The organism is Acetobacterium wieringae, from assembly GCF_023700225.1.
Lineage (GTDB): Bacteria > Bacillota > Clostridia > Eubacteriales > Eubacteriaceae > Acetobacterium > Acetobacterium wieringae.
The window spans coordinates 53,274-76,380 of sequence record NZ_CP097897.1; the positions used below are offsets into that span (position 1 = coordinate 53,274).

The window sequence follows — 23,107 nt, forward strand, 5'->3', positions numbered from 1 at the left end:
ATTTTGCAAAAATTTGGTATGCAGCTGAGCAGAGCGAAGCAAAGGTGCAAAAAAGAACGCAGTTGACGAGGGTTTGATCCGATAAGGATTAAACAAACCCGAGGAAACTACGATCATTTAAAATGAAGCCGTGCAAAAAAATAGATATATAATCATTGATTTAAGTTTACTTAAAAATCAATGGTTATATATCTATTTTTTTATGGGGCGAAGCCCCTAACGGAGGCGCAGCGATAGCTGCGACGGAGTTGCACGGCTTCATTTAGTGGCAGTAATGTTAAGAGCAGCCATCTGGCGACAAATAATTATTTCCCAAACAGGTTTAAATAAAGCTGCATACGGTATAATCCTAATCATAAGTTCAAAAAAGAAGAAGAAAGAAGGCGTTCATATGAAAGAAAGAAAAGTCATGCAAGTCGTTCAGGGTATAAGTGCAGTGGATGGGGCCGGAGTTCATCTGACGAGGGTCTTGTCCCATTCAACCGTAAAAGCATTTGACCCCTTCCTGATGCTGGATTCCTTTGATTCGAAAAATCCTTCAGATTACATCAAAGGTTTTCCAATGCACCCTCACCGGGGTATTGAAACGGTCACCTATCTGGTCGAAGGGTTGATCGAACATCAGGACAGCCTGGGAAACAAGGGTGCCATCGAATCTGGCTGCTCGCAATGGATGACCGGGGGTAGCGGGATTCTCCACCAGGAAATGCCTCAAGCTTGTGAAAGAATGCTGGGCTTCCAGTTATGGTTGAATCTGCCCAGATCCGAAAAAATGACGGAGCCCAAGTATTTTGAAATCAGAAAAGAAAATATTCCTCTGTATAAAGGGGATGGTTTTAATGTTGGGGTTATCTCTGGAATCTACGAAGGTGTAAAAGGTGCAGAACCCCATCACATCCAGGCGATGATTTTAGATGTGGTCGTTGAGCCGGAAAAATCAGTTAGGATTCCAACGCCCAAAGGTGAAACCGCATTCGCGTTTTTAATTGAAGGACAAGGTTTGGTGGCAGGAACCTTATATAAAGAGAAATCGGCGCTGTTGTTTAGCGAGGGCGAATATATTGAAATAACAGCCGATGACAAGCCCCTTCGTTTCGCAGTATTTTCGGCACCGCCGCTAAATGAACCAGTAGCCTGGGGCGGTCCCATCGTGATGAATACCGAAGAAGAATTAAAACAAGCCTTTGCCGATTTGGAAGATGGCAGTTTTATAAAAACACGTCCCCAACTCTAGGGGATGTGTTTTTATTAATTGGGAATGCAAGCGCAGAATGAACACGATGCGGTAGTGTCAAAAAGAAATGAAAAAAACTTTCAAAAACCAGTTGACAGGAGGGTGAAAAGAGCGTATACTAATGAAGTTGTCTCGAGTGAGGCAGCGGACACAGCTGAAACATTGAAATGAACTTAAAAGAATTTCAAAAAACAGCTTGACAATCATAGGAAACGACGATATAATAGAAAAGCTTCTTCAGTCGGAAACGCTGAAAAAACGACGGAGTGGCAACGGTCATAGAAAAGAGAATAGTACCATAAAACCTGTAAAACAGCCAAAACATCCGGAAGGATGAATGAGGCTAAATAGAAACAGAGAGATGAACTCTATAAAACATTAACTCGGTAGAGTATAAAATACGCTTTATTCAAAATGAGACAGCATTTAAAAGCCAAACGGCTTTAAATACAAACTTTTTATTGAGAGTTTGATCCTGGCTCAGGACGAACGCTGGCGGTATGCTTAACACATGCAAGTCGAACGAGACGAGATGGAATGACCCTTCGGGGGAATGAAATCTTAGAAAGTGGCGAACGGGTGAGTAACGCGTGGGTAACCTGCCCTATGGAAAGGAATAGCCTCGGGAAACTGGGAGTAATGCCTTATAATACAGTGAAGTCGCATGGCTTTGCTGTTAAACGCTCCGGTGCCATAGGATGGACCCGCGTCCCATTAGCTAGTTGGTGAGATAACAGCCCACCAAGGCGACGATGGGTAACCGGTCTGAGAGGGCGAACGGTCACACTGGAACTGAGACACGGTCCAGACTCCTACGGGAGGCAGCAGTGGGGAATATTGCGCAATGGGGGCAACCCTGACGCAGCAATACCGCGTGAGTGAAGAAGGTTTTCGGATCGTAAAGCTCTGTTATTGGGGAAGAAAAAAAGACGGTACCCAAGAAGAAAGTCCCGGCTAACTACGTGCCAGCAGCCGCGGTAATACGTAGGGGACAAGCGTTGTCCGGATTTACTGGGCGTAAAGGGCACGCAGGCGGTTTTTTAAGTCAGATGTGAAAGGTACCGGCTCAACCGGTGACATGCATTTGAAACTGAAAGACTTGAGTATTGGAGAGGCAAGTGGAATTCCTAGTGTAGCGGTGAAATGCGTAGATATTAGGAGGAACACCGGTGGCGAAGGCGGCTTGCTGGACAAATACTGACGCTGAGGTGCGAAAGCGTGGGGAGCAAACAGGATTAGATACCCTGGTAGTCCACGCCGTAAACGATGAGTGCTAGGTGTTGGGGAGACTCAGTGCCGCAGCTAACGCAATAAGCACTCCGCCTGGGGAGTACGACCGCAAGGTTGAAACTCAAAGGAATTGACGGGGACCCGCACAAGCAGCGGAGCATGTGGTTTAATTCGAAGCAACGCGAAGAACCTTACCAGGTCTTGACATCCTCTGACAATCTGAGAGATCAGACTTTCCCTTCGGGGACAGAGAGACAGGTGGTGCATGGTTGTCGTCAGCTCGTGTCGTGAGATGTTGGGTTAAGTCCCGCAACGAGCGCAACCCCTGTGGTTAGTTGCCATCATTCAGTTGGGCACTCTAAGCAGACTGCCGTGGATAACACGGAGGAAGGTGGGGACGACGTCAAATCATCATGCCCCTTATGACCTGGGCTACACACGTGCTACAATGGTCTGAACAGAGGGCTGCGAAACCGCGAGGTGAAGCTAATCCCTTAAAACAGATCTCAGTTCGGATTGCAGGCTGCAACTCGCCTGCATGAAGTTGGAGTTGCTAGTAATCGCAGATCAGAATGCTGCGGTGAATGCGTTCCCGGGTCTTGTACACACCGCCCGTCACACCACGAGAGTTGGCAACACCCGAAGTCAGTGAGGCAACCGCAAGGAGCCAGCTGCCGAAGGTGGGGTCAGTAATTGGGGTGAAGTCGTAACAAGGTAGCCGTATCGGAAGGTGCGGCTGGATCACCTCCTTTCTAGGGAATACAGGAAGTCATGGTACTATTTTCTTTTGTATGACTGGTTCATACAAAAAAGCTTAAGAAGGCATCCTCGGATGCATTTTTTAGCGGGATAAATACCCAAACAGTGGTAGGCGTCCAAACGATCATTGAAAACAGCATAGTGTATAAATAAATGAAATACAATTTCAAAATGTTAACAACATTAGAAACGTAATTTTAGGATCAAGAAGAAAAGAGCACAGGGTGAATGCCTTGGCAATCAGAGCCGATGAAGGACGCGACAAGCTGCGAAAAGCTGCGGGAAGGTGCACATAACCGTTGATCCGCAGATATCCGAATGGGGAAACCCGGCTGGTAGAAGACCAGTCACTGTAACGTGAATACATAGCGTTATGGAGGGAACCTGGGGAACTGAAACATCTTAGTACCCGGAGGAAAAGAAAGAAACATCGATTCCTTGAGTAGCGGCGAGCGAAAGAGGAAGAGCCCGGATTACAACAAATTTACTTTATTAGCTGAACGGCATGGGAAGGCCGGACGCAGAGGGTGAGATCCCCGTAAGTGAAAATAGAGTGAGTGGGTAATCGACGAGTACCACGGGACACGTGAAACCCTGTGGGAAGATGGGGGGCCCACCCCCCAAGGCTAAATACTACTGATTGACCGATAGCGGAAAGTACCGTGAGGGAAAGGTGAAAAGAACCCCGGAAGGGGAGTGAAATAGAAACTGAAACCCTGTGCTTACAAGCAGCCGGAGCGCAAGTGACGGTGTGCTTTTTGTAGAACGGGCCAACGAGTTACGGTATGTAGCAAGGTTAAGTACTTCAGGTACGGAGCCGCAGGGAAACCGAGTCTGAACAGGGCGACTAGTTGCATGCTGTAGACCCGAAACCGTGTGATCTATCCATGACCAGGATGAAGCTTGGGTAAAACCAAGTGGAGGTCCGAACCAGTGTCTGTTGAAAAAGGCTTGGATGAGTTGTGGATAGGGGTGAAATTCCAATCGAACACGGAGATAGCTGGTTCTCCCCGAAATAGCTTTAGGGCTAGCGTTGTAGTAAAGAGTGATGGAGGTAGAGCACTGAATCGGCTAGGGGGCGTAAAGCTTACTGAACCGTATCAAACTCCGAATGCCATCCACTTATATACAGCAGTCAGACTGTGTGAGATAAGTCTCATAGTCGAAAGGGAAACAGCCCAGACCATCCGCTAAGGTCCCCAAGTCCAGATTAAGTGGGAAAGGATGTGCAACTGCACAAACAACCAGGATGTTGGCTTAGAAGCAGCCACACATTTAAAGAGTGCGTAATAGCTCACTGGTCGAGTGGTTGTGCGCCGAAGATGAACGGGGCTAAAATCTGGCACCGAAGCGATGGATTATGGTACTACCATAGTGGTAGGGGAGCAATGTCCCAGGGGCGAAGCTTAATCGTAAGGTTAGGTGGACTGGGGACAAGAGAGAATGTTGGCATGAGTAGCGAAAGTGAAGTGAGAATCTTCACCATCGAAAGCCCAAGGTTTCCTGAGGAAGGTTCGTCCGCTCAGGGTAAGTCGGGGCCTAAGCCGAGGCGAGCAGCGTAGGCGATGGACAACAGGTTGAAATTCCTGTACCACCTTTAATTGTTTGAGAGATGGAGTGACACAGAAGGATAAGCGAACCCAGCGGTTGGAAAAGCTGGGCCAAGCGTCAAGGCTTAGTAGGGAGGCAAATCCCCTTACTTTTAAGGCCAAGGCGTGACGGGGAACGAAAAATAAGTAGGGAAGTCGCTGATTTCACGCTGTCAAGAAAAGCTTCTATTGAGAGAGAAGGTGCCCGTACCGTAAACCGACACAGGTAGGCGAGGAGAGAATCCTAAGATGAGCGGGAGAAGTGTTGTTAAGGAACTCGGCAAAATGACTCCGTAACTTCGGGAGAAGGAGTGCCCCTTAAGGGGGGCCGCAGAGAAGAGGCTCAAGCGACTGTTTAGCAAAAACATAGGTCTCTGCTAAATCGAAAGATGATGTATAGGGGCTGACGCCTGCCCGGTGCTGGAAGGTTAAGAGGAGTGCTTAGCGCAAGCGAAGGTGCGAATTTAAGCCCCAGTAAACGGCGGCCGTAACTATAACGGTCCTAAGGTAGCGAAATTCCTTGTCAGGTAAGTTCTGACCCGCACGAAAGGCGTAACGATTTGAGCGCTGTCTCGACAACACACCCGGTGAAATTGTAGTACTCGTGAAGATGCGAGTTACCCGCGACAGGACGGAAAGACCCCGTAGAGCTTTACTGCAATCTGGCATTGAGTTTTGGTAGTACACGTACAGGATAGGTGGGAGGCTGAGAATTTGGGACGCCAGTTTCGAAGGAGCCAACCTTGGGATACCACCCTTGTACTATTGGAATTCTAACGAGTGGCCGTAATCCGGTCATCGGACAGTGTCAGACGGGCAGTTTGACTGGGGCGGTCGCCTCCTAAAAAGTATCGGAGGCGCCCAAAGTTACCCTCAGGATGGTTGGAAACCATCTTTTAGAGTGCAAAGGCAAAAGGGTGATTGACTGCGAGAGAGACATCTCGAGCAGAGACGAAAGTCGGGCTTAGTGATCCGGTGGTTCCGAGTGGAAGGGCCATCGCTCAACGGATAAAAGCTACCTCGGGGATAACAGGCTTATCTCCCCCAAGAGTCCACATCGACGGGGAGGTTTGGCACCTCGATGTCGGCTCGTCTCATCCTGGGGCTGAAGCAGGTCCCAAGGGTTGGGCTGTTCGCCCATTAAAGAGGCACGCGAGCTGGGTTCAGAACGTCGTGAGACAGTTCGGTCCCTATCCGTCGTGGGCGTTAGATATTTGAGAGGAGCTGTTCCTAGTACGAGAGGACCGGAACGGACAAACCACTGGTGCACCAGTTGTTCCGCCAGGAGCATAGCTGGGTAGCTAAGTTTGGAAGGGATAAGTGCTGAAGGCATCTAAGCACGAAGCCCCCCTCAAGATAAGATATCTCACCAGAAATGGTTAAGGTTCCTGATAGACGATCAGGTAGATAGGCTGGATGTGGAAGTATGGCAACATATGGAGCTGACCAGTACTAATCGACCGAGGTCTTGATCCAAGAATTTATACACTGTGCTGTTTTGAATGATCACTGCGTGATCATAAAAGACAATTGATAAATGCAATAATAATTAAATAGTTAATTAATCTCGCGACGATGGCGGAAGGGCCACACCTGTTCCCATACCGAACACAGAAGTAAAGTCTTCCAGCGCCGAAAGTACTTGGTGGGCAACTGCCTGGGAGGATAGGACGTTGCGGGATTTTTTTTTAATGAAGCCGTGCAAAAATACAGACATAAATATTGATTCAAGTTCACTTGGAAATCAATGTTTATGTCTGTATTTTTTTATGGGGCGAAGCCCCAAACGGAGGCGCAGCGATAGCTGCGACGGAGTTGCACGGATTCATTAAGCGGCAGTAACTTTAGGAGATGTTTGAGACGAATGCTTTTTATATTTTAAGGAAGGAGCCATTTGGCGACTGACGCGACGCCTACGTGCCGCATGATCGAGTTAAACGGCTGTTTTTTTAAACGGCTGTCATTAAAAAAACAGGCCACCGGCCTGTCTTTAAGAATCGACTGTACTATCGCACAGATCGCTTTAACTCTGATGAAAAATAACCCGACGCTTGTCCAGGGCAAAGTAAAGAACCGATCCCAGAACAACACAGGAAATCACTTCGCCAATACCCACCGTCGCCATCATGACTGGGATTGGTAAAGGAACACCATAGCTGAATTTTAAAATAAATGGTACCACGATCATATTGGCAATAACTGGCGGAAGGGCAACAACCATAGGGTATTTGTTGTTGCGCAGTTGATAACTGATGATCGCCGCAACGAGAGTTGCCAGACTGCCAAAGACAATATCAATCACGGTACAGCCGGTTAAGAGATTGCTCAGCAGACAACCGAGAAAAAGACCTGGAATAGCTGCCGGTGTAAATGCCGGAAGGATAACAAGCATCTCGGAGAGCCGAATTTGAATTTCACCGCTGGCCAAACCCAACGAGCTGGACACAAAGGTTAAAACCACATACATGGCAGCAATGACCGCTGCCTGGGTAACAAAGAGAACACTGATTTTTCGCATAAAAAAAACTCCTTTAGTTTTGTTTTACGTGTGGAAGGTCACGAACACACGAAGAATAAATGAGATAGATCCCATTATTAACACTATAACGGATATTCGGATAAAAAGCAAGAAAAAATGCCCGGCTTACGGACATTTTCAAGTATTGAAGTGCGGATTTAGTTACTTGCCAGACTTTGCTTATAGATTTCATAATCCCGGTAAACTTGCTCAGAATAGGCCAGGCACCAGTCAAGAACAGCGTGATCAAACCCATCGTCAGTGCCTAAATAGCCATTAATCCAGTTGGCATAAGGGCTTTGGACATGAGCCCGGGCCAGGGATAAACCACAATTAATAACGTATTGTTTAAAGGCTTCAAAATCCAGTTCGGATAGATCGACGGTGCCTTTCATGTCCCGAAACTGACGGACGTAAAAATCCATCCCTTCGGAGGCTGAAAAATAGCCAAGAAAAGGATCTGAAGCGGCCTGAAGGATCTGTTGATGGCTAACGACCCGATAGCCATTGCCAAGGCCATGAGAAAGCGTATCCGGGGTGGTGAAATTTTTCTGATTGTATTGGGTAATCGCCGATTCATTCGCCTGCTTGATCTGTAAAACAAGATGGCTTGCATCTTCACAGGTTAGCACCAGCAGGTAACAGCGGGTACCAATACTGCCAACGCCCACGACGCGCTGGGCAATATCGGTTAACACATGTTGGGATAAGAGCATTTCAATATCTGGACGTACGGTTTTTAAATATTGACGAAAATACTGTTCCACTTCATCAATGAGTTTGGGATCTAAATGGGTGGTAATCGGGGGACTTTCAATAAAAACCCGACGGCCGAACTGGTCTGTTTCGGTCATCTTAGAGATAACCTGATTAGAGGTTCTTTTTTTGGCTTTTTTGATGATTTTTTCAAACTCTTCCCGGGAGGAATCGGAAAAACTTTTCAGAAAAAGTTCCTCATCGCCCAGGATAAAGTAGCGTTCAAGGGAGGTCATATCGGACATCAGGTCAAGACCTTTGCGGTAAAAGGCGGCGGTTTGCAGAATAACCTCACGGATTTTTTTGTTATCAAAGCCCAAGTCATGGGCACAAAGAATCACACTGGTAATCAGTCGTTTCAAATCCCACTCCCAAGGGCCGGGAGCGGCTTCATCAAAGTCGTTGAGATCAAAGATCAGTCGGCGTTCCGGAGAAGCGTAGAATCCGAAGTTGCCAATATGGGCATCACCGCAGATGGTCACGTGAATGCCGGACTGGGCCTGATGGGATAGATCATTGGCCATCAACAGGGCTGTTCCCCGGAAAAAAGCAAAAGGAGATGCCGTCATTTTCTGGTGTCGCAGCGGAATCAGTTCGGGAATCCGAAAATAGTTCTGACTCTCAATGATGGCAACTGGATCACGATCAACAGGGTGAAAAACGGATTGGGCAGAAAATGGAATTCTTTCCCGAATGGCCCGACCGCTATTGCGATTCATTTTTGCCGTAGGAATCTGCTGATTTTTGGTTAAACCGACAATCATTCATTAACCTCCTGGGTTTTAAATCGTTGTTACTGATAAAAAGGTAATTAGATTCAGTATCGTGGGGGGCAGTTAGGGGATTGATGCTTTTTATTTTAGCACGGTTGTTTAAACTTGCATAGCAGAATCCGTCCTGCCAGCATAAAAAAACAGTCTGAGTTGAAGGTCAGACTGCTTAGATAGAGCCGTTTATAAATTGATGATCGGGTAGACTATAAAATAACTTGGTGGTTTTCGCCAGCCATGGAACAGAAATCCGCTACCCCGTTTTCGATGGCAAAGATTTCAAATAAGCCATCGCCAACGGCATACATGCCAGCCAGTCCAGGCATTGCTTCCAGAGCCTTGGCCTGAGATTCAGGTGTTGTACAGAAAACGGCATTGCCTTTAAGGCGGATCCACTTGCCCTCTTTTGAGGCCGAAATTTCCACTGCCGGATTTGCCTTCATTTGAGCATAGCTGGGTTTTTTATTATTGGTGCAGAGACAGAGTTTACCATCATAATCCATCACAAATCCATAGGGACGAACCTTGGGTTGGTCGCCTTCAACGGTAGCGAGAAAGAAAACACCACAGTCAGTTAGAAATTCAATTACTTCGTTCATCTTTACCTCCTGATAAACATTGATTTATTTGGTTTATTTTAGTATGATTATAACAATGCCAGAATAAAAAACAAGTAGGCAGTAAATTATGACTTAGAACTATATTTCTGAGTGTTGGAGAGAAAAATGAAAGACAACCATTGTATAAATGGCGAAACATGCCCGATCAATCAGGTCGATTCGGAGCAGAATCATCCGTGTGTGAAACCGGAGTGCAGTATTAAACAGGCCCTCAAAATGATTGACGGTAAATGGAAACTCCCAATTATCTGTACCTTGGGCGGTCAAACGATGCGGTTTAATGAACTAAAAAGAGAAATCGTCGGGATTACCAGCATGATGCTGACCAGTTCACTAAAGGAACTGGAGGAATGCGGAATCGTCCATCGGGAATCCTATCATGAGGTCCCCCCAAAGGTCGAGTACTCATTGACGGATGGCGGCCTCAGTTTGACACCAATTTTATTTGATTTGGGTCATTGGGGACATAAACTAAATACAACAAAGGATAAGGTAAATGAATAACCAAGAAAAATTTGGAGAACTGGAAAAACTCATCGGGAATACCCCCTTGTTAAAGATCAATTTTTTATATAAGGGGGTATCCCGCAGTGTTTATGCCAAAGCAGAGCATTATAATCTCACCGGCAGTATCAAAGATCGGGTGGCTTTGCATATTCTAAAAAGAGCGTATGAAAAGGGCGAGATCCATGAAGGGGAAACGATTATCGAAGCCACCAGTGGAAATACCGGAATCGCTTTTACGGCCGTCGGCACCTGTCTGGGACATCCGGTTGTGATCTACATGCCGGACTGGATGAGTGATGAACGAAAAAACCTGATCCGCAGTTATGGCGGAGAAGTTCGGCTGGTGTCCAAAGAAGAGGGCGGCTTTTTAGGGAGCATTGCCCAATGCGGGGCTCTGGCGACCGAAGGCAATGCCTTTTTACCCTGCCAATTTTCCAATGAAGAAAATACTCAGGCACAGTATCTGCGTACCGCTCCGGAAATTGAATGCCAACTGGCGGCTTTTGGCGTCATGCCCCAGGCCCTTGTAGCAGGGGTTGGAACCGGGGGAACGGTTATGGGTTTAGGGCGCTACTTTAAAGAAAAGAATCCCGAGATTAAAGTCCATCCGATGGAACCAGTCAGTTCACCAACCATGTCCACGGGCTATAAGGTTGGTAGCCATCGAATTCAGGGTATTTCAGACGAATTTGTTCCGGATCTGATAAAATTAGAAGAACTGGATGATATTATTGCAGTGGATGATGGGGATGCCATCATTATGGCCCAGAAGCTGTCCAAAGAATTGGGACTGGGAGTGGGAATTTCATCCGGGGCCAACTTTATTGCTGCCATTATTGCCCAAGATCTCCTGGAAGACCCCCAAGCAGTGGTGGTCACCGTTTTTGCCGATGATAATAAAAAATATTTAAGTACCGATTATGTTAAGGAAGAAACGGTAAAACCGGAGTTCTTATCAAAAGATGTCAAACTGCTGGATTTTGAAGTAAAAAAATAAGGTGTAAAAATTTAATAGAAAGTGCGTGAGGAATGAAATGGAAACGGAATACATTGATGTAACGATTGAAAAGACCAAGAAAATTGCCTTAATTGCTCATGATGGAAAAAAAGCCGAGTTATTGGATTGGGCCGTCCGGAACAAAGAAATATTACAGAGCCATTTTTTGTGTGGCACTGGCACTACCGGTCGACTGATTCAGGAACGAACCGGGTTACCGGTACAGATTTTTCAAAGTGGCCCATTAGGCGGTGATCAGCAGATCGGAGCTCGGATTGTGGATGGCAAAATTGACATGTTGATTTTTATCTGGGATCCCATGGAAGCTCAGCCCCACGACCCGGATATCAAGGCTCTGCTACGGATTGCCACGGTTTATGATATCCCGGTGGCCAATAATCTGGCGACAGCCGATTTTATTATTCATTCGCGGTTTATGAACGAAGAATATGTCCATCCAATTGAGGATTATGCCAAACAAATGAAAAGTCGACTGGAAAATGTACTAAAGTAGAAAGAGGAAAAAATGACAGTAAATTATAAACCCCAGGGCGTTTGTGTTCGTAATATCCAATTTGAGCTAAGCGATGATGTGGTCAGCAACCTGGTCTTTGAAGGTGGTTGTGACGGCAATCTAAAAGCCCTGGTCAAGCTGCTTGATGAGAAACCGGCGGATGAAATTATCAGTTTGTTTAAAGGGCAGACCTGTGGAAAAAAGCCAACCTCCTGTATGGATCAGCTGGCCATTGCCCTGGAAGAGGCCCGAAAGGAAAAGCAGTGAACGGACAAAAAAGAAGCGACGTAAAGATTGGTGCATTGGTGGAGATTATCTTAAAGGCGGATCAGCGCAGCGGTAAGCTGACCCCGGGTCGGGTAGCCAAACTGCTAACGAAAAGCCCCACTCATCCCCACGGCATCAAGGTTATGCTCACTGACGGACAAGTGGGCCGGGTAGCCAAGATCGTTGAAGATCCCAAATAGTCAAAAGAGCAAAAAAGCGTGCCATCGATGAAGAGGCACGCTTTTTTTAGATTAATATTTTTATCACGGCTGTACAGGAATTAGTTTTTCACTGAAGTTTTTTACAAAATCATCGAATCGATCAGGTCCTAGCAACAGGATCCGGTTGGGGGTTTCCACCAGGATGGCCGTATTGCCGTTTAAAAAGACGGCTGCTTCGGTGCCGTTCTGGAGCAGGAAGATCCCTTCCCGGTAAGCCCGGGTTTCGGTGCCAACCACTTTGGACACAATGGCATACTCACTCTGATCGAGGCTGACTATCTTGGCCGAGAGGATATCGGCTTCAGGGTAGGTCTCAAAGGTGAAGCCCGTGGGCAGTCGCAACGATAATTCATCGTCTTTAACGGTAATTCCGGCGACCAGGGGAACGACCACAAAGATACCCAGAATTAAGACCAGTACAAGGCCGCCGACGGACATTTCCTTAATCGCATTGCGGCGTAGCTCCGGGTCGTCCGGGTAGGTTTTGAAGGTATAGATGGCTTTCCAGAGAAGCAATGCCAGGACCGCTAAAAGTGCAAAAAAAAGTGGATTAATGGTGTGTAAAAGAGAAACAAAATAAGTCATGTGTTAATAAACCACGGTTTAGACCAGGTGGAAACCGTTACCCTTCGTTAAATTAATTTTGTCTTTTCATAGTGTGAAAGTTCCAGACTGAGTTCAGAGGGGACTTTCTTTTTAATTGTTCCGATCTGGACACTGAAATAATAGTAGTTATAGTATTCGATCATCGAAAAAGCATAAAGGATCAGGCCAAAAATATTCATTGTCATAAAAAAAGCATCCGGCTGAAAAATTAGCAGATAAAGCAAATACAGGGGGTATAGCGCGAATAAAGCCAGATCCAACTTTTTCAGCATCGAAAAAACCGGCATTACCCAGTCCATCGGATTGCGGGGGTCCTCCAGTAGCTGATAGCGATAATACCAATAACCGGCGCTTTGGAGGATGATAAAAATCAGTACCCCACCGGGTATCAGCAGACGCAGATCCAGGGGCTGACCGGTGGAGTCGGTGAGCAGATACATCAGCATACCGCAGACCAGGGCGGTGAGCAGTTCACTCATATACAAACGATTCAGTTCTTTTTTTGTTTTCTCGGTCATTTATAACTCCTTGTCAAGACTTGGCGGTGAGGGAAGTTCGGCTACCCTGTTTTTACTGTGATCAATAAAAGCATCCAGGCGCTTTCGGTTAAAATAAAGAACCGCAATCAATACCGCATAAATAGATACCGCTATGATAAACTGGGTGGGGTTGTCATCCATAATACCAGCACCGATCATGGTATTGATAAAGACACTGGGAGTTCGGGCCAACATAATAATCAGGACAAAGGTTTTTACCGGCATCGGCGAAAGACCGGCGATAAAACACAGCATGTCATCAGGAAACAGTGGAAACAGAAAAATCAGAAAAAGAACCGTATTGAGCCGGGATTCTTTAATATGATCGTATTTTTCAACGAGTTCCGGGCTGACAAAGCGCAGCACAAAGGGTCGGCCGAAGCGTTTGGCCAAAACAAAAACGATAATTGAGCCGATCAGTGTGCCAGCAGCACTAATTAAAAAACCGCCGATGGTGCCAAACAGGGCGCCGCCGACCAGTCCCACGGTTCCACCAGGAATGGGGGCAATAATAATCTGGAGCAGCTGCAATAAAAAAAATGCCAGTGGGGTCCAGATGCCAAATTGTAAAAGAAAGCTCTGCAAGGTGTCAAGTGTTGAAAAAATTTCCATTTCTTACCTCGATTTCTTTTAATCATTTTAGCATAAAACCGGCAGATCCACACCATCTTTTGGGGATCTGCCGGGAAGGAAAATAATTATTTAAGAAATCGTCGGGATTGACACAGACGCTGATAATGAAGCAGGATCAGCAGCTTAATATTTCTCCGTCTCAAAAGCGGCCCAGGGGATCGCCACGGAGGCGCCGTTGTTGATGATGTTGTCAACGTGTATCAGCAGGGGGAAGTCTTTTAATTTAACCAGGCCCCGTTCAGCCAGGCGTCTTACGCAACGGGCGGTGCGGGTGGCAATGACGATGGATTCCAGGGTTACGCCTTCCAGTTCGGTCATAGCTTTTTCAAAAGACCAGCCCCGACCCAGCAGGGTACCGATTTTGCGGGTGCGTCCGCCAAAAATAGTGACGTAAAGATCGCCAGCGCCGTAGATAATATTTTCGTCACCGCCGCCGACAAGGGTCAGCAGCTGTTTCATTTCTTTGACGCTCTGGCCGAAGAGGGCAGCCTGGGAATTATAATGTTCGCTGCCCGTGCCGTCGGGACCAAGGGCCAGACCAACCGCCAGGGAAACCCCCAAGGCATAGGCGTTTTTCAGGGCAACTGCACATTCAACACCGATCACATCAGTGGACAGACTGATGTGATAATAGTCAGTGGCGAACAATTTCTTAAAGCGTCGCAGGATTTCCATATCGGTGCCGCAAAAAGCCACGGTCGAGTGATCCTTGTCGGCCAGTTCATAGCTGGTGCAGGGGCCGCCGATGGCATTAATGGAGAGCTTTTTTTCAGCGGGCAGTTTACTGATAAAGTAATCCGGGTAGGTAATCATCGTTCCGTCTTCCTGATCGATCATGCCTTTGGTGACTGACAGAACCGGAACCGTATCGGGGATCAGTGGTAGGATTTGGTTACAGAACCAGTCCACCCCAAAGCTGCTGACACCGCACAGCACAGCATTGGTGCCATCCAGGGCCAGCTCGACATCTTCGATCTGATAATACTTGATCCCTTCTTTGGGCAGCTGGCGTTTCAGGGTTGGGTGAAAGCCAGTCAGTTCAGCGGAATCGATAATGTCCCGATCGAGGTGGGTGCCCACCAGGCGGACTTCATGGCCGTTTTCGGTGGCCGGAAAGGATAGGGCCGAAGCCATCTGACCGGCGCCTACAAAGGTTATAACACTCATAATCAAGCTCCTTTTCTCATTTTTACACGTGACTTAAGAATCAGGTTTTATTCAGACCGACGGCATCCCGGGAAGCCGAGAGGGCCTCGTAAAAGACCGCTTCGTTTCGCATAAAGGCGCTTAAGTAGAGGATGTCGATGATGGTCAGCTGGACAATGCGGGAGGCCATCGCTTCAGAATGGTATTTTTTATCATTGGTGGAACTGGATAAAAAGATATCCGCCTGCTCGGCCAGGGTTGAATTTTCAAAACTGGACAGGGCGATGATCTTGGCCTGGTTCTTTTTGGCGATGGCGACGGTGCTTAGCACTTCCAGGCTTTCACCGGTATGGGAAACCGCAAACAAGACGTCGTCGGCGCTGGCATGGGAGGCAATAATATTCATAAAATGGGGATCCGGATAACTGCAGACATTGAGACCGATTTTTCCGAACTTATGCATGGCATCCATGGCAATCGAGGCCGAGGCGCCGACGCCGAAAAACAGCACCCGCTTGGCCGCCAGCAGGAGCTTCAGGGCGGCTTCAATGACCTCGTTCTTCAGGGAATGTTCCAGGTCATTAATGGCGGTGATGGTATGACCGATCACTTTTTTCTTGATGGTATTGATGTCATCATCTCCGAGAATCTCCTCAATGATGCTTTCTGAGGGCGTATCCGAAAACTCCTTGGCCAAATTAATGCGAAAAATCTGATAGGAACTGTAATTAAGTTTTTTTAACAGCCGCATCACCGTGGTTTCGCTGGTCTCGCATTTTTTAGCCAGCTCAGTAATCGACAGCAGCGATACCGTATCGGGATGGTCTAGGATGTAATTGGCAATCACCTTTTGGGTGCTTGAGAACAGGTTGTACTTGGTGCGTATTTCAGTTAGCAGTGACGTCAAAGAAATGGCCTCCGATCTATTTTCTTAGATTATTATACGTCAAAAAAGGCGGTTTGACAATTGCTGGGGCTCAATAAAGTTAATAATTAACGCAAAGAGTATTGACAGCGTTAGTTTATGGTGGTAGAATGAGTTCAAATTCAACGGTCATAATTGATATATAGTAAATTTCAAACGGACCGACATTTTAATCAGCAGTCAGAACAGCTGCCGATATTTTTTTAGGCGATAAGAAAAGGGTTACATCAACCCCGATCAGCCATTTTTAGTTCACACCAAAGGTTTTTATTAAGGAGGAAAGAATGAAAGCAGTATCGATGTATAAACCTGGCGATTTGCGGGTGGAAGAAGTGCCCCGACCAATTGTGCAGCCTGATGAGGTGATGGTCAAGGTTTGGGCGGTTGGTCTGTGCGGATCGGATATTCCCCGGGCCCTGACCTATGGCGCCCATGTTTCGCCGATTATTATCGGCCATGAATTTTCCGGTGAAATCACGGAGCTGGGGGCGGATGTTAAAAGCTTCAAGGTTGGCGATCGGGTCGTGGTACCGCCACTGATTCCCTGTTTTGAATGTGAATGGTGCCAAAAAGGCATTTACTCCCTCTGCGAGCATTATGACTATTATGGTTCCCGCCGCAATGGTGCCCTGGCTGAGTATGTGGCCGTGAAAGAAGGCAATCTACTGAAAGTGCCAGATAATGTTTCCTATGAAGATGCCGCTACCCTCGATCCCTGTGCCAATGCTTATCACGGCTTGGCCCGGGCTAATTTTGCTCCGGGCGATTCGGTTTGTGTGGTGGGGACTGGACCGATCGGCTTGTTTGCCGCGCAATACGCCAAACTGGCGGGGGCAACCCAGGTGATTGCGGTGGATGTCTGGGATGAAAAACTGGAAATCGCTAAAAAAGTCGGCGCTGATGTCATCATCAACTCATTAAAAGAAGATGCGGTGGCCGCAGTCATGAAAGCTACCAATGGAAAAGGCGCCAACATTGTCATTGATTTTTCCGGGGTACCGACAGCCCAAAAACAATGTATTCTGATGGCCAGCAAAATGGGCCGGGTGGTTTACCTGGGGATCTCCCATAAAGGTTTGGATCTCAGTGAAAAAGAACTGGATACCTTAATGCGAAGCCAGCTGAGCCTGATCGGTTCCTGGAATTCGTTTACCAAACCCTATCCCGGTGAAGACTGGACCGAATCCTTAAAAATGTTTGCCGAAAAAGGCATGACAGCCAAAGACATTATCAGCCATCGTTTACCGCTCGATGAAGTGCCCAAGGTTTTTTCTGAAATAGCCAAAGGTGGTTATTTCTACAATAAAATAATGTTTTATCCATGGGGGGAAAATTAAATGAACACGGAAAAGTATTTTATGGGTGTTGACACTGGAACACAGAGTGTCAGAGTTGTTGTGACAGATATTAAGGGTCAGGTGATTGCTGGCGATGAACGGGTTTACGAAACCTTCTATCCTCAGGCGGGGTGGGCCGAGCAGAAACCAGCCGACTGGTGGCGCTGCTTTAACGAAGCGGTTAAAAATGTAATGTCTTCATTATCAAAGGAAGTGAGACACAATATTCAGGCGGTCAGCGTCTGCTCCACCTCATCAACAGTTATTCCCGTTGATGAAAATGGCGACCCATTAACGGATGCCATCATGTGGATGGATACCCGGGCGAAAAAGGAAATGAAAGTCATCAACGCGACCAAACATCCGGTGCTGGCCTATTCCGGTGGCGAAGACTCAGTGGAATGGATGATCCCCAAGGTTCTGTGGATCAAAAACAATCAAAAAGATATCTATGCAAAAAGCCATAAAATCATTGAACAGCTGGACTGGATGAACTATCAGCTGTGCGGCGTCTATGCGACCTCGATCTGTAACTCAACCTGTAAATGGAATTATATTGAGTGTGAAGGCGGCTGGAATGGCGAATTCTTCAAACAGGTAGGACTGGAAGATTATGCTGAAAAACTGGTGCTGGATGTTAAGCATGTGGGTGAATTAGTCGGTACCATCAACCGTTCCTTTGCCGATCAGTACGATATCAACCCGGACATGAAGGTGGTTCAGGGCGGGATCGACGCTCATATCGGAATGCTTGGTTTAGGTGTAGCTAAAGAAGGTAAACTGGCGATGATCATGGGGACCAGCTTTGTGCAGCTGGCCTTCTCAGAAAAGAAACTCAATCTCAACGGCATCTGGGGCCCTTACAACAACGCCATCGTGCCCGACCAATGGTTGCTGGAAGGCGGTCAGATTTCGGCTGGTTCGATCATTAAGTGGTTTATGCGGGAGTTTGACATGAGTGCCCACGAAAACCCCTATGCCTATATGAATGAACGGGTCGCCAAAATCCCGGCTGGTTCCGAAGGCCTGGTGGCCCTTGATTTCTTCCAGGGCAATCGGACCCCTTACAAAGATGCCAATGCAAAAGGGGTGATCTACGGCTTAACCTTGAGCCATACCAAAGCCCATATTTACCGGGCCCTGCTGGAATCGGTAGCGCTGGGCACCAAGAATATCATCGATAACTTTGAAGCCCAGGGCTGCCCCATCAACATCATTGTGGGCTGTGGTGGGGTCACCAAAGATGCCACCTGGATGCAGATCATCGCCGATGTCACCGGCAAGCCCATTGTGGTTACTGAAGACGCCAGCGCCAGTGTTCTTGGTTGCGCCATCGTCGCGGCGGTCGGTTCCGGTGCTTACGAATCCTTTGATGCCGCAACCACCGGCATGGTCAGAGAAGCCTATTCGGTTCAGCCCAACAAAGACCTCTACACAACCTATCAGGGCGTCTTTGACACCTATACCGAAATCTATGAAAACCTCAAAGACACCATGGCCAAATAAGACACCATTGAGTTACGAAAATTAGGAGAATGAATATGACAAACAAGGAAATTTTAAGCCACATTGACCACACCCTGTTAAAACAATTTGCAACTTGGGAAGAGATTAAGGTGATCTGTGACGATGCCATCACCTATGAAACGGCATCGGTATGCATCCCGCCGTCTTATGTTAAAAAGATCAAAGAAACCTATGGCGAGCAGTTGAATATCTGCACCGTGATCGGTTTTCCGCTCGGTTACAATACCACGGCCGTTAAGGTTTTTGAAGCAGTTGATGCGGTTAAAAACGGTGCCTCAGAAATCGATATGGTCATTAATATCACCGCCCTGAAAAACAAAGACTATGACCTGGTCCAAAATGAAATTTCCGAAATTAAACAGGCCATCGGTGACAAGATCCTCAAGGTGATTGTCGAAACCTGTTTTCTGACTGAGGCTGAGAAGGTCAAGGTCTGTGAGCTGGTGACCAATGCCAAAGCCGACTACATCAAAACCTCCACTGGGTTTGGAACCGCCGGGGCAACCATCACAGACATCCGTTTATTTAAAGCCAACATCGGCCCAGACGTAAAGATGAAGGCCGCCGGCGGGGTAAAATCCGTGGATGATCTGATCGCCTTTATCAACGAAGGCTGTGCCCGCATCGGCACCAGCTCCGCTGTTAAACTATTAAAAGGCGAAGCCGTCAGCGGTTACTAAGCCGAATAAAGCCATTCAAAAAGCATCCAACGCTTTTTGGATGCTTCAGACTATCAAAAAAGATAACCCAGTACCGACAATTGTTACATCATGTTGTACGCATCGGAGCGGACACGGCATCGCCTGTCCGATTCCGCGGCGAACAACAGATTAACAATTGGTCGGTACGGTATTTTATCGACAACAAAAGCATCCAGACAAACTGTTTGGATGCTTTTGTTGTATTGGGAATGATCACCAGAACCTAGGTACTTAAATCCCGCCGGTTAAAGGCCACAAAGGTCAAAACGAAAAAGACCAGCGAGACAACCAGTAAAATGGCAGCAGAATTGAAGGATAGCTGATCATTAATCATCAGGGTGGCGCCTTCAAAATACTTAAAGGGAGTGAAGATTGCAAGAAAGTCCAGCTTGTCATATAAATCCACTGCCACCGATAAGATGAAAAACCCCATCACCAGCCCGGAGGCAGCGGCAGTCGCCCGCTTGGTGTTTTTTAAAACGGCACCAAACATAGATCCCAGCGCCAAAAAGAACAGTTGCAGGATAAAGAGTGCCAGCATTGTCAGGGATACTTTGTCGATCAGGCCGTTGCCATCGTTGTGCTGGGCAATGAAAAATACGGAAGCACAAAAAGTAACAATATTAAAAATTAGAATATTGATGAGCCCGGCCAACAACTTGGGCCAGATCACCTGAAACCGACGAACCGGTTTGGTATAGACAAAATCAGCACAGTGATCCCGTTCTTCCTTGGACACCGCCACCGCCCCGAACATTACCGCATGAACAGCGGCCAGCAGCATAAAGTAGAGAAAGAACACCGAATAAAAACCGGCGACTTTGGTAATATCCACCGAGCCGATCCCAAAAACGACCATGATTTCTTCGGGAAAGGCCGCAAACAGGGCGTTGACGTCCACTTGGGAATCGGCAAAACCCTGGTACTTCATCATTCCGGCAAAGATAATGAAAACCTGGGCACAACACCAGATGATCAGCGATTTAATATTGGCTTTCATTTCTTTTTTAAATACATTCATGGATAACGCCTCCTTTTAGGCTAGATCGACGGCAGATCTTTTCGGGCAAACAGTTTGAAGGTCAGAAAAGTAAAGAGGCCGACTAAAACAAACCATAACAGCAGGTACAATGAATCGTAATTCATATTCATGGAGATTTCAGTCAAATTGAAATAATCAAAGGGGGAGACCAGCCCCAGTTTGTCATCGTTTAAGGTTTCATTGAGCAGATGAATAATATAAAAAATAAAGACAACCCCCATACTGATGGGTAGAACGGTGCGGATCCGTCTTAAAAAAACGGACACAAACAGCCCCAGGCTGGCAAAGAAAATCTGGATAAAGAGTAGGCTCAGGGTAAACAGGGTAAACAGCTTAAGGTTGTAGGCGGCGTCACTGAGCAGGGTAACCATGAGTAGGGAAGCTGTAAAAACAACAGCATTGGTAATCAGAATTTGAACCAGCACCGCCAGGATTTTCATGGCGACGACCCGGTTACGACTGACCGGTTTGACAAACAGAAAATCGCCAGTTTTTTCCCGGACTTCGGCGGAGAGGATCGAAACCCCCATATTCATGGCTTGGATGGCCCCGGCCAGCAAAACGTACATCAGGGCAAATTGATAAAAGCTTAAAATACTGGCAAGCTCCAGATCAGCCACCCCGAAAGCCTGTTGGAATTCAATCGGGAAGCTTTCAAAGACCCTTTGGAAGTCCTCCAGTTGACTGGCAATGGAAGGATAGAGCAACATAAAGAGGCTTAATACCCCAATTAGTGAGATGCACCAGATGATCAGGGTTTTTCGGCCCATTCGCAGTTCCAGTATTAAAATGTTCATGGTTGGGCCTCCTTTTCCTCCTTTTGGTAATAATGCATAAAAATTTCCTCAAGCGAAGGTTCTTCAACGAGCAGATTTAAAAGATACTGGCCCTGCAGGCGCTCAACCATCCGATTGATATCACCCTTAAATAAAAAATGCAGGCTGTTTTCATTGACCGTTAAATTCGTGACCCCTTCCAGATTAAAGTGTTGAACATCCATCACGCCTTTGTAGTCCAGGGTGAATTTTTTATAATTGTGTTTTTGCATATCCCGGATATTTTCAACCCGAACAATGGTGCCGTCTTTAATGATGGCCACCCGGCCACACAGCTTTTGTACTTCAGAAAGAATGTGCGAAGAAAATAAAACGGTGGCACCTTTTTTGTTTTCCGCCCGGATCAGGTCAAAAACGTTTTGCTGCATCAGGGGATCCAGACCGCCCGTTGGTTCGTCAAGAATGATCAGTCGGGGTTCATGGAGCAGGCCCTGAATAATGCCGACTTTCTTTTTATTGCCATAGGAGAGGTCATCAATGCGCTTATTTAAGTCAAGATTCATAACCTCCGCCAGGCTGGCAATCCGGCTAGTATCGACATTATCATAGAAGCTGGCCGAATAATTGAGTACCTCCTTGACCTTCATGTGTTCGTAATAAAAGACTTCCGAAGGCAGGTAGCCAATATCCCGGCGAATTTCGCTGCCGTATTTAATGCAGTCTTTCCCAAAAATGGTGGCTGAGCCACTGGTGGGATGGATCAGCGACAACAGCGCCCGGATGGTGGTGGATTTACCGGCGCCATTGGGACCGATAAAACCAAAGATCTCGCCTTCTTCCACAGAAAAGGATACGTTTTCAATGCCTCGATGTTTTCCATAATATTTTGTCAGTTGATTGATTTCAATTACATTCATGCAGATCCCCTTCTTTCAAATTCGATTCAAATAATTCGGTGTTCTCCAATTAATTTACCCTGATCAAGTAAAAATAAACAATGATTTGATGGGGATAAATGAGGGCGAAAAGAAAAAAATAATAACATGTCATGTTTGAGTGATTTTTCAAAGGGAATATACTAAAAGATAATAAAAAATATGGGAGGCCATCAAGATGAAAAAAGAAGAAACTCGAAACCTGATTCTGAATATATTTAACAATCGCTACACCTGCAAAGGTTATGATGCCAATAAAAAGGTCAGCGATGAAGATTTTGCTGTGATCATGGAGGCGGCCCGGCTCTCACCCAGCTCGATGGGGCTGGAACCCTGGAAATTTGTGCTGCTCAATAACCGGGAGCTTCGCGAAAAAATAAAACCCTTCGCCTGGGGCGCAGAAGTCAGTCTCGATGGTGCCAGTCATTTTGTCCTGATTTTGGCCAGAAAACCAGTTGATTTAAAGCCGGATTCTGACTATGTGGAGTACATTATGAACGATATCCAGCATTTCACTGACGACTTGCGAGCCGCCCGGAAAAATAAATTGAAGAGCTTTCAGGAAGACGATCTGAAAATCGCTGGAAATGACCGGGCTTTTTTTGACTGGGCCTGCAAACAAACCTATATTCCGCTGGCTAATATGCTGACGGCTGCCGCCATGCTGGGCGTGGATTCCACCCCAATGGAAGGATTTAATACCGCAAAGGTCGAAGCTGTGCTGGTGCAGGAGAAAATACTTGATCCCGTCCACTTTGGATTATCCTGCATGATTGCCTTTGGTTATAAAAACCGGGATCATCGTCCGAAAACGAGACGAAAAATTGAGGAAATTCTGGAAACAATTGAATAAACCCCGTGAGTATTTGATTGAATTTGGAATATTGTGGTTAATAACAATATTAAATAAAAATAGTGTTTTTTTTTGATAAAAAAATAGGAATTAATTTAATTTTGT

The 23,107-nt window shown here is 46.6% G+C and carries 21 protein-coding genes and 3 rRNA genes; 13 read left to right on the plus strand and 11 right to left on the minus strand.

Going from position 1 to position 23,107, the window contains the following annotated elements; translation table 11 throughout:
* The first annotated feature begins 391 nt into the window (after positions 1–391).
* From CHL1_RS00285 to rrf, 4 genes are all read left to right on the plus strand, one after another.
* A complete protein-coding gene (locus CHL1_RS00285) occupies positions 392–1,234 on the plus strand; it encodes a pirin family protein (protein ID WP_070370602.1) in 843 nt (280 codons plus the stop codon).
* Between the two features lie 457 nt (positions 1,235–1,691).
* Positions 1,692–3,216 (plus strand): 16S ribosomal RNA (locus CHL1_RS00290).
* A 208-nt stretch (positions 3,217–3,424) separates the two neighbouring features.
* A 23S ribosomal RNA gene (locus CHL1_RS00295) occupies positions 3,425–6,288 on the plus strand.
* A gap of 89 nt (positions 6,289–6,377) precedes the next feature.
* Positions 6,378–6,494: ribosomal RNA gene (rrf, locus tag CHL1_RS00300) — 5S ribosomal RNA — on the plus strand.
* Together the 16S, 23S and 5S rRNA genes form the textbook arrangement of a ribosomal RNA operon.
* A 341-nt stretch (positions 6,495–6,835) precedes the next feature.
* Here the strand turns inward: rrf and CHL1_RS00305 are convergent.
* The 3 genes from CHL1_RS00305 to CHL1_RS00315 all read right to left on the minus strand — a co-directional run bounded on the left by CHL1_RS00305 (position 6,836) and on the right by CHL1_RS00315 (position 9,455).
* The gene (locus CHL1_RS00305; protein ID WP_070371754.1) at positions 6,836–7,330 is read right to left on the minus strand and encodes a QueT transporter family protein; all 495 of its coding nucleotides are present in this window, start codon (positions 7,328–7,330) and stop codon (positions 6,836–6,838) included.
* A 158-nt stretch (positions 7,331–7,488) separates the two neighbouring features.
* A complete protein-coding gene (locus tag CHL1_RS00310; protein WP_070371753.1) occupies positions 7,489–8,850 on the minus strand; it encodes a DUF2252 domain-containing protein in 1,362 nt (453 codons plus the stop codon).
* A gap of 212 nt (positions 8,851–9,062) precedes the next feature.
* The gene (locus tag CHL1_RS00315) at positions 9,063–9,455 is read right to left on the minus strand and encodes a pyridoxamine 5'-phosphate oxidase family protein (RefSeq protein WP_070371752.1); all 393 of its coding nucleotides are present in this window, start codon (positions 9,453–9,455) and stop codon (positions 9,063–9,065) included.
* 126 nt (positions 9,456–9,581) lie between these two features.
* On the opposite strand from CHL1_RS00315, the gene CHL1_RS00320 reads away from it, so the two are divergent.
* Genes CHL1_RS00320 through CHL1_RS00340 form a run of 5 tightly spaced genes read left to right on the plus strand, consistent with a single transcriptional unit; the run spans position 9,582 to position 11,961 of the window.
* Entirely contained in the window at positions 9,582–9,980 is a 399-nt protein-coding gene (locus tag CHL1_RS00320) for a winged helix-turn-helix transcriptional regulator (protein ID WP_250934299.1), read from the plus strand.
* Complete coding sequence (locus CHL1_RS00325) at positions 9,973–10,980, plus strand: PLP-dependent cysteine synthase family protein (protein ID WP_250934300.1); 1,008 nt, start codon at positions 9,973–9,975, stop codon at positions 10,978–10,980. The genes CHL1_RS00320 and CHL1_RS00325 overlap by 8 nt, the downstream gene beginning before the upstream one ends.
* Before the next feature lie 37 nt (positions 10,981–11,017).
* Positions 11,018–11,494 carry a methylglyoxal synthase gene (locus tag CHL1_RS00330; protein ID WP_148636914.1) on the plus strand — a complete coding sequence of 159 codons (477 nt, stop codon included), beginning with the start codon at positions 11,018–11,020 and terminating at the stop codon, positions 11,492–11,494.
* Between the two features lie 12 nt (positions 11,495–11,506).
* Positions 11,507–11,761, plus strand: coding sequence for a TIGR03905 family TSCPD domain-containing protein (locus CHL1_RS00335; protein WP_228881885.1), 255 nt, complete (start codon positions 11,507–11,509; stop codon positions 11,759–11,761).
* Entirely contained in the window at positions 11,758–11,961 is a 204-nt protein-coding gene (locus tag CHL1_RS00340) for a YwbE family protein (RefSeq protein ID WP_228881886.1), read from the plus strand. The genes CHL1_RS00335 and CHL1_RS00340 overlap by 4 nt, the downstream gene beginning before the upstream one ends.
* Before the next feature lie 63 nt (positions 11,962–12,024).
* On the opposite strand, the gene CHL1_RS00345 is transcribed toward CHL1_RS00340, so the two are convergent.
* The 5 genes from CHL1_RS00345 to CHL1_RS00365 form a co-directional block, all read right to left on the minus strand.
* Positions 12,025–12,498 (minus strand): PH domain-containing protein, encoded by a 474-nt coding sequence (locus CHL1_RS00345; protein WP_228881888.1) that lies wholly within the window; start codon positions 12,496–12,498, stop codon positions 12,025–12,027.
* Between the two features lie 116 nt (positions 12,499–12,614).
* Positions 12,615–13,106, minus strand: coding sequence for a hypothetical protein (locus tag CHL1_RS00350; RefSeq protein WP_070371746.1), 492 nt, complete (start codon positions 13,104–13,106; stop codon positions 12,615–12,617).
* Positions 13,107–13,739, minus strand: coding sequence for a TVP38/TMEM64 family protein (locus CHL1_RS00355; RefSeq protein ID WP_250934301.1), 633 nt, complete (start codon positions 13,737–13,739; stop codon positions 13,107–13,109).
* A 144-nt stretch (positions 13,740–13,883) separates the two neighbouring features.
* Complete coding sequence (locus tag CHL1_RS00360) at positions 13,884–14,927, minus strand: NAD(P)H-dependent glycerol-3-phosphate dehydrogenase (RefSeq protein ID WP_250934302.1); 1,044 nt, start codon at positions 14,925–14,927, stop codon at positions 13,884–13,886.
* Positions 14,928–14,967: 40 nt separating this feature from the next.
* On the minus strand, positions 14,968–15,813 hold the full coding sequence (locus tag CHL1_RS00365) for a MurR/RpiR family transcriptional regulator (protein WP_250934303.1): 846 nt from the start codon (positions 15,811–15,813) through the stop codon (positions 14,968–14,970).
* Positions 15,814–16,115: 302 nt separating this feature from the next.
* On the opposite strand from CHL1_RS00365, the gene CHL1_RS00370 reads away from it, so the two are divergent.
* From CHL1_RS00370 to deoC, 3 genes are read left to right on the plus strand one after another with little or no spacing between them, the layout of a single operon-like run.
* Positions 16,116–17,168, plus strand: coding sequence for a galactitol-1-phosphate 5-dehydrogenase (locus CHL1_RS00370; protein ID WP_250934304.1), 1,053 nt, complete (start codon positions 16,116–16,118; stop codon positions 17,166–17,168).
* A complete protein-coding gene (locus CHL1_RS00375; protein ID WP_250934305.1) occupies positions 17,169–18,674 on the plus strand; it encodes an FGGY-family carbohydrate kinase in 1,506 nt (501 codons plus the stop codon).
* 35 nt (positions 18,675–18,709) lie between these two features.
* A complete protein-coding gene (deoC, locus tag CHL1_RS00380; RefSeq protein ID WP_250934306.1) occupies positions 18,710–19,375 on the plus strand; it encodes a deoxyribose-phosphate aldolase in 666 nt (221 codons plus the stop codon).
* A gap of 244 nt (positions 19,376–19,619) precedes the next feature.
* On the opposite strand, the gene CHL1_RS00385 is transcribed toward deoC, so the two are convergent.
* From CHL1_RS00385 to CHL1_RS00395, 3 genes are read right to left on the minus strand one after another with little or no spacing between them, the layout of a single operon-like run.
* Positions 19,620–20,417: an ABC transporter permease subunit gene (locus CHL1_RS00385; RefSeq protein ID WP_070371739.1), complete on the minus strand. Its 798-nt coding sequence runs from the start codon at positions 20,415–20,417 to the stop codon at positions 19,620–19,622.
* Between the two features lie 20 nt (positions 20,418–20,437).
* Complete coding sequence (locus CHL1_RS00390) at positions 20,438–21,235, minus strand: ABC transporter permease subunit (RefSeq protein ID WP_250934307.1); 798 nt, start codon at positions 21,233–21,235, stop codon at positions 20,438–20,440.
* Positions 21,232–22,131 carry an ABC transporter ATP-binding protein gene (locus tag CHL1_RS00395; RefSeq protein ID WP_250934308.1) on the minus strand — a complete coding sequence of 300 codons (900 nt, stop codon included), beginning with the start codon at positions 22,129–22,131 and terminating at the stop codon, positions 21,232–21,234. The genes CHL1_RS00390 and CHL1_RS00395 overlap by 4 nt, the downstream gene beginning before the upstream one ends.
* Before the next feature lie 196 nt (positions 22,132–22,327).
* On the opposite strand from CHL1_RS00395, the gene CHL1_RS00400 reads away from it, so the two are divergent.
* On the plus strand, positions 22,328–23,002 hold the full coding sequence (locus CHL1_RS00400) for an NAD(P)H-dependent oxidoreductase (RefSeq protein ID WP_250934309.1): 675 nt from the start codon (positions 22,328–22,330) through the stop codon (positions 23,000–23,002).
* The last annotated feature ends 105 nt before the right edge of the window (positions 23,003–23,107 follow it).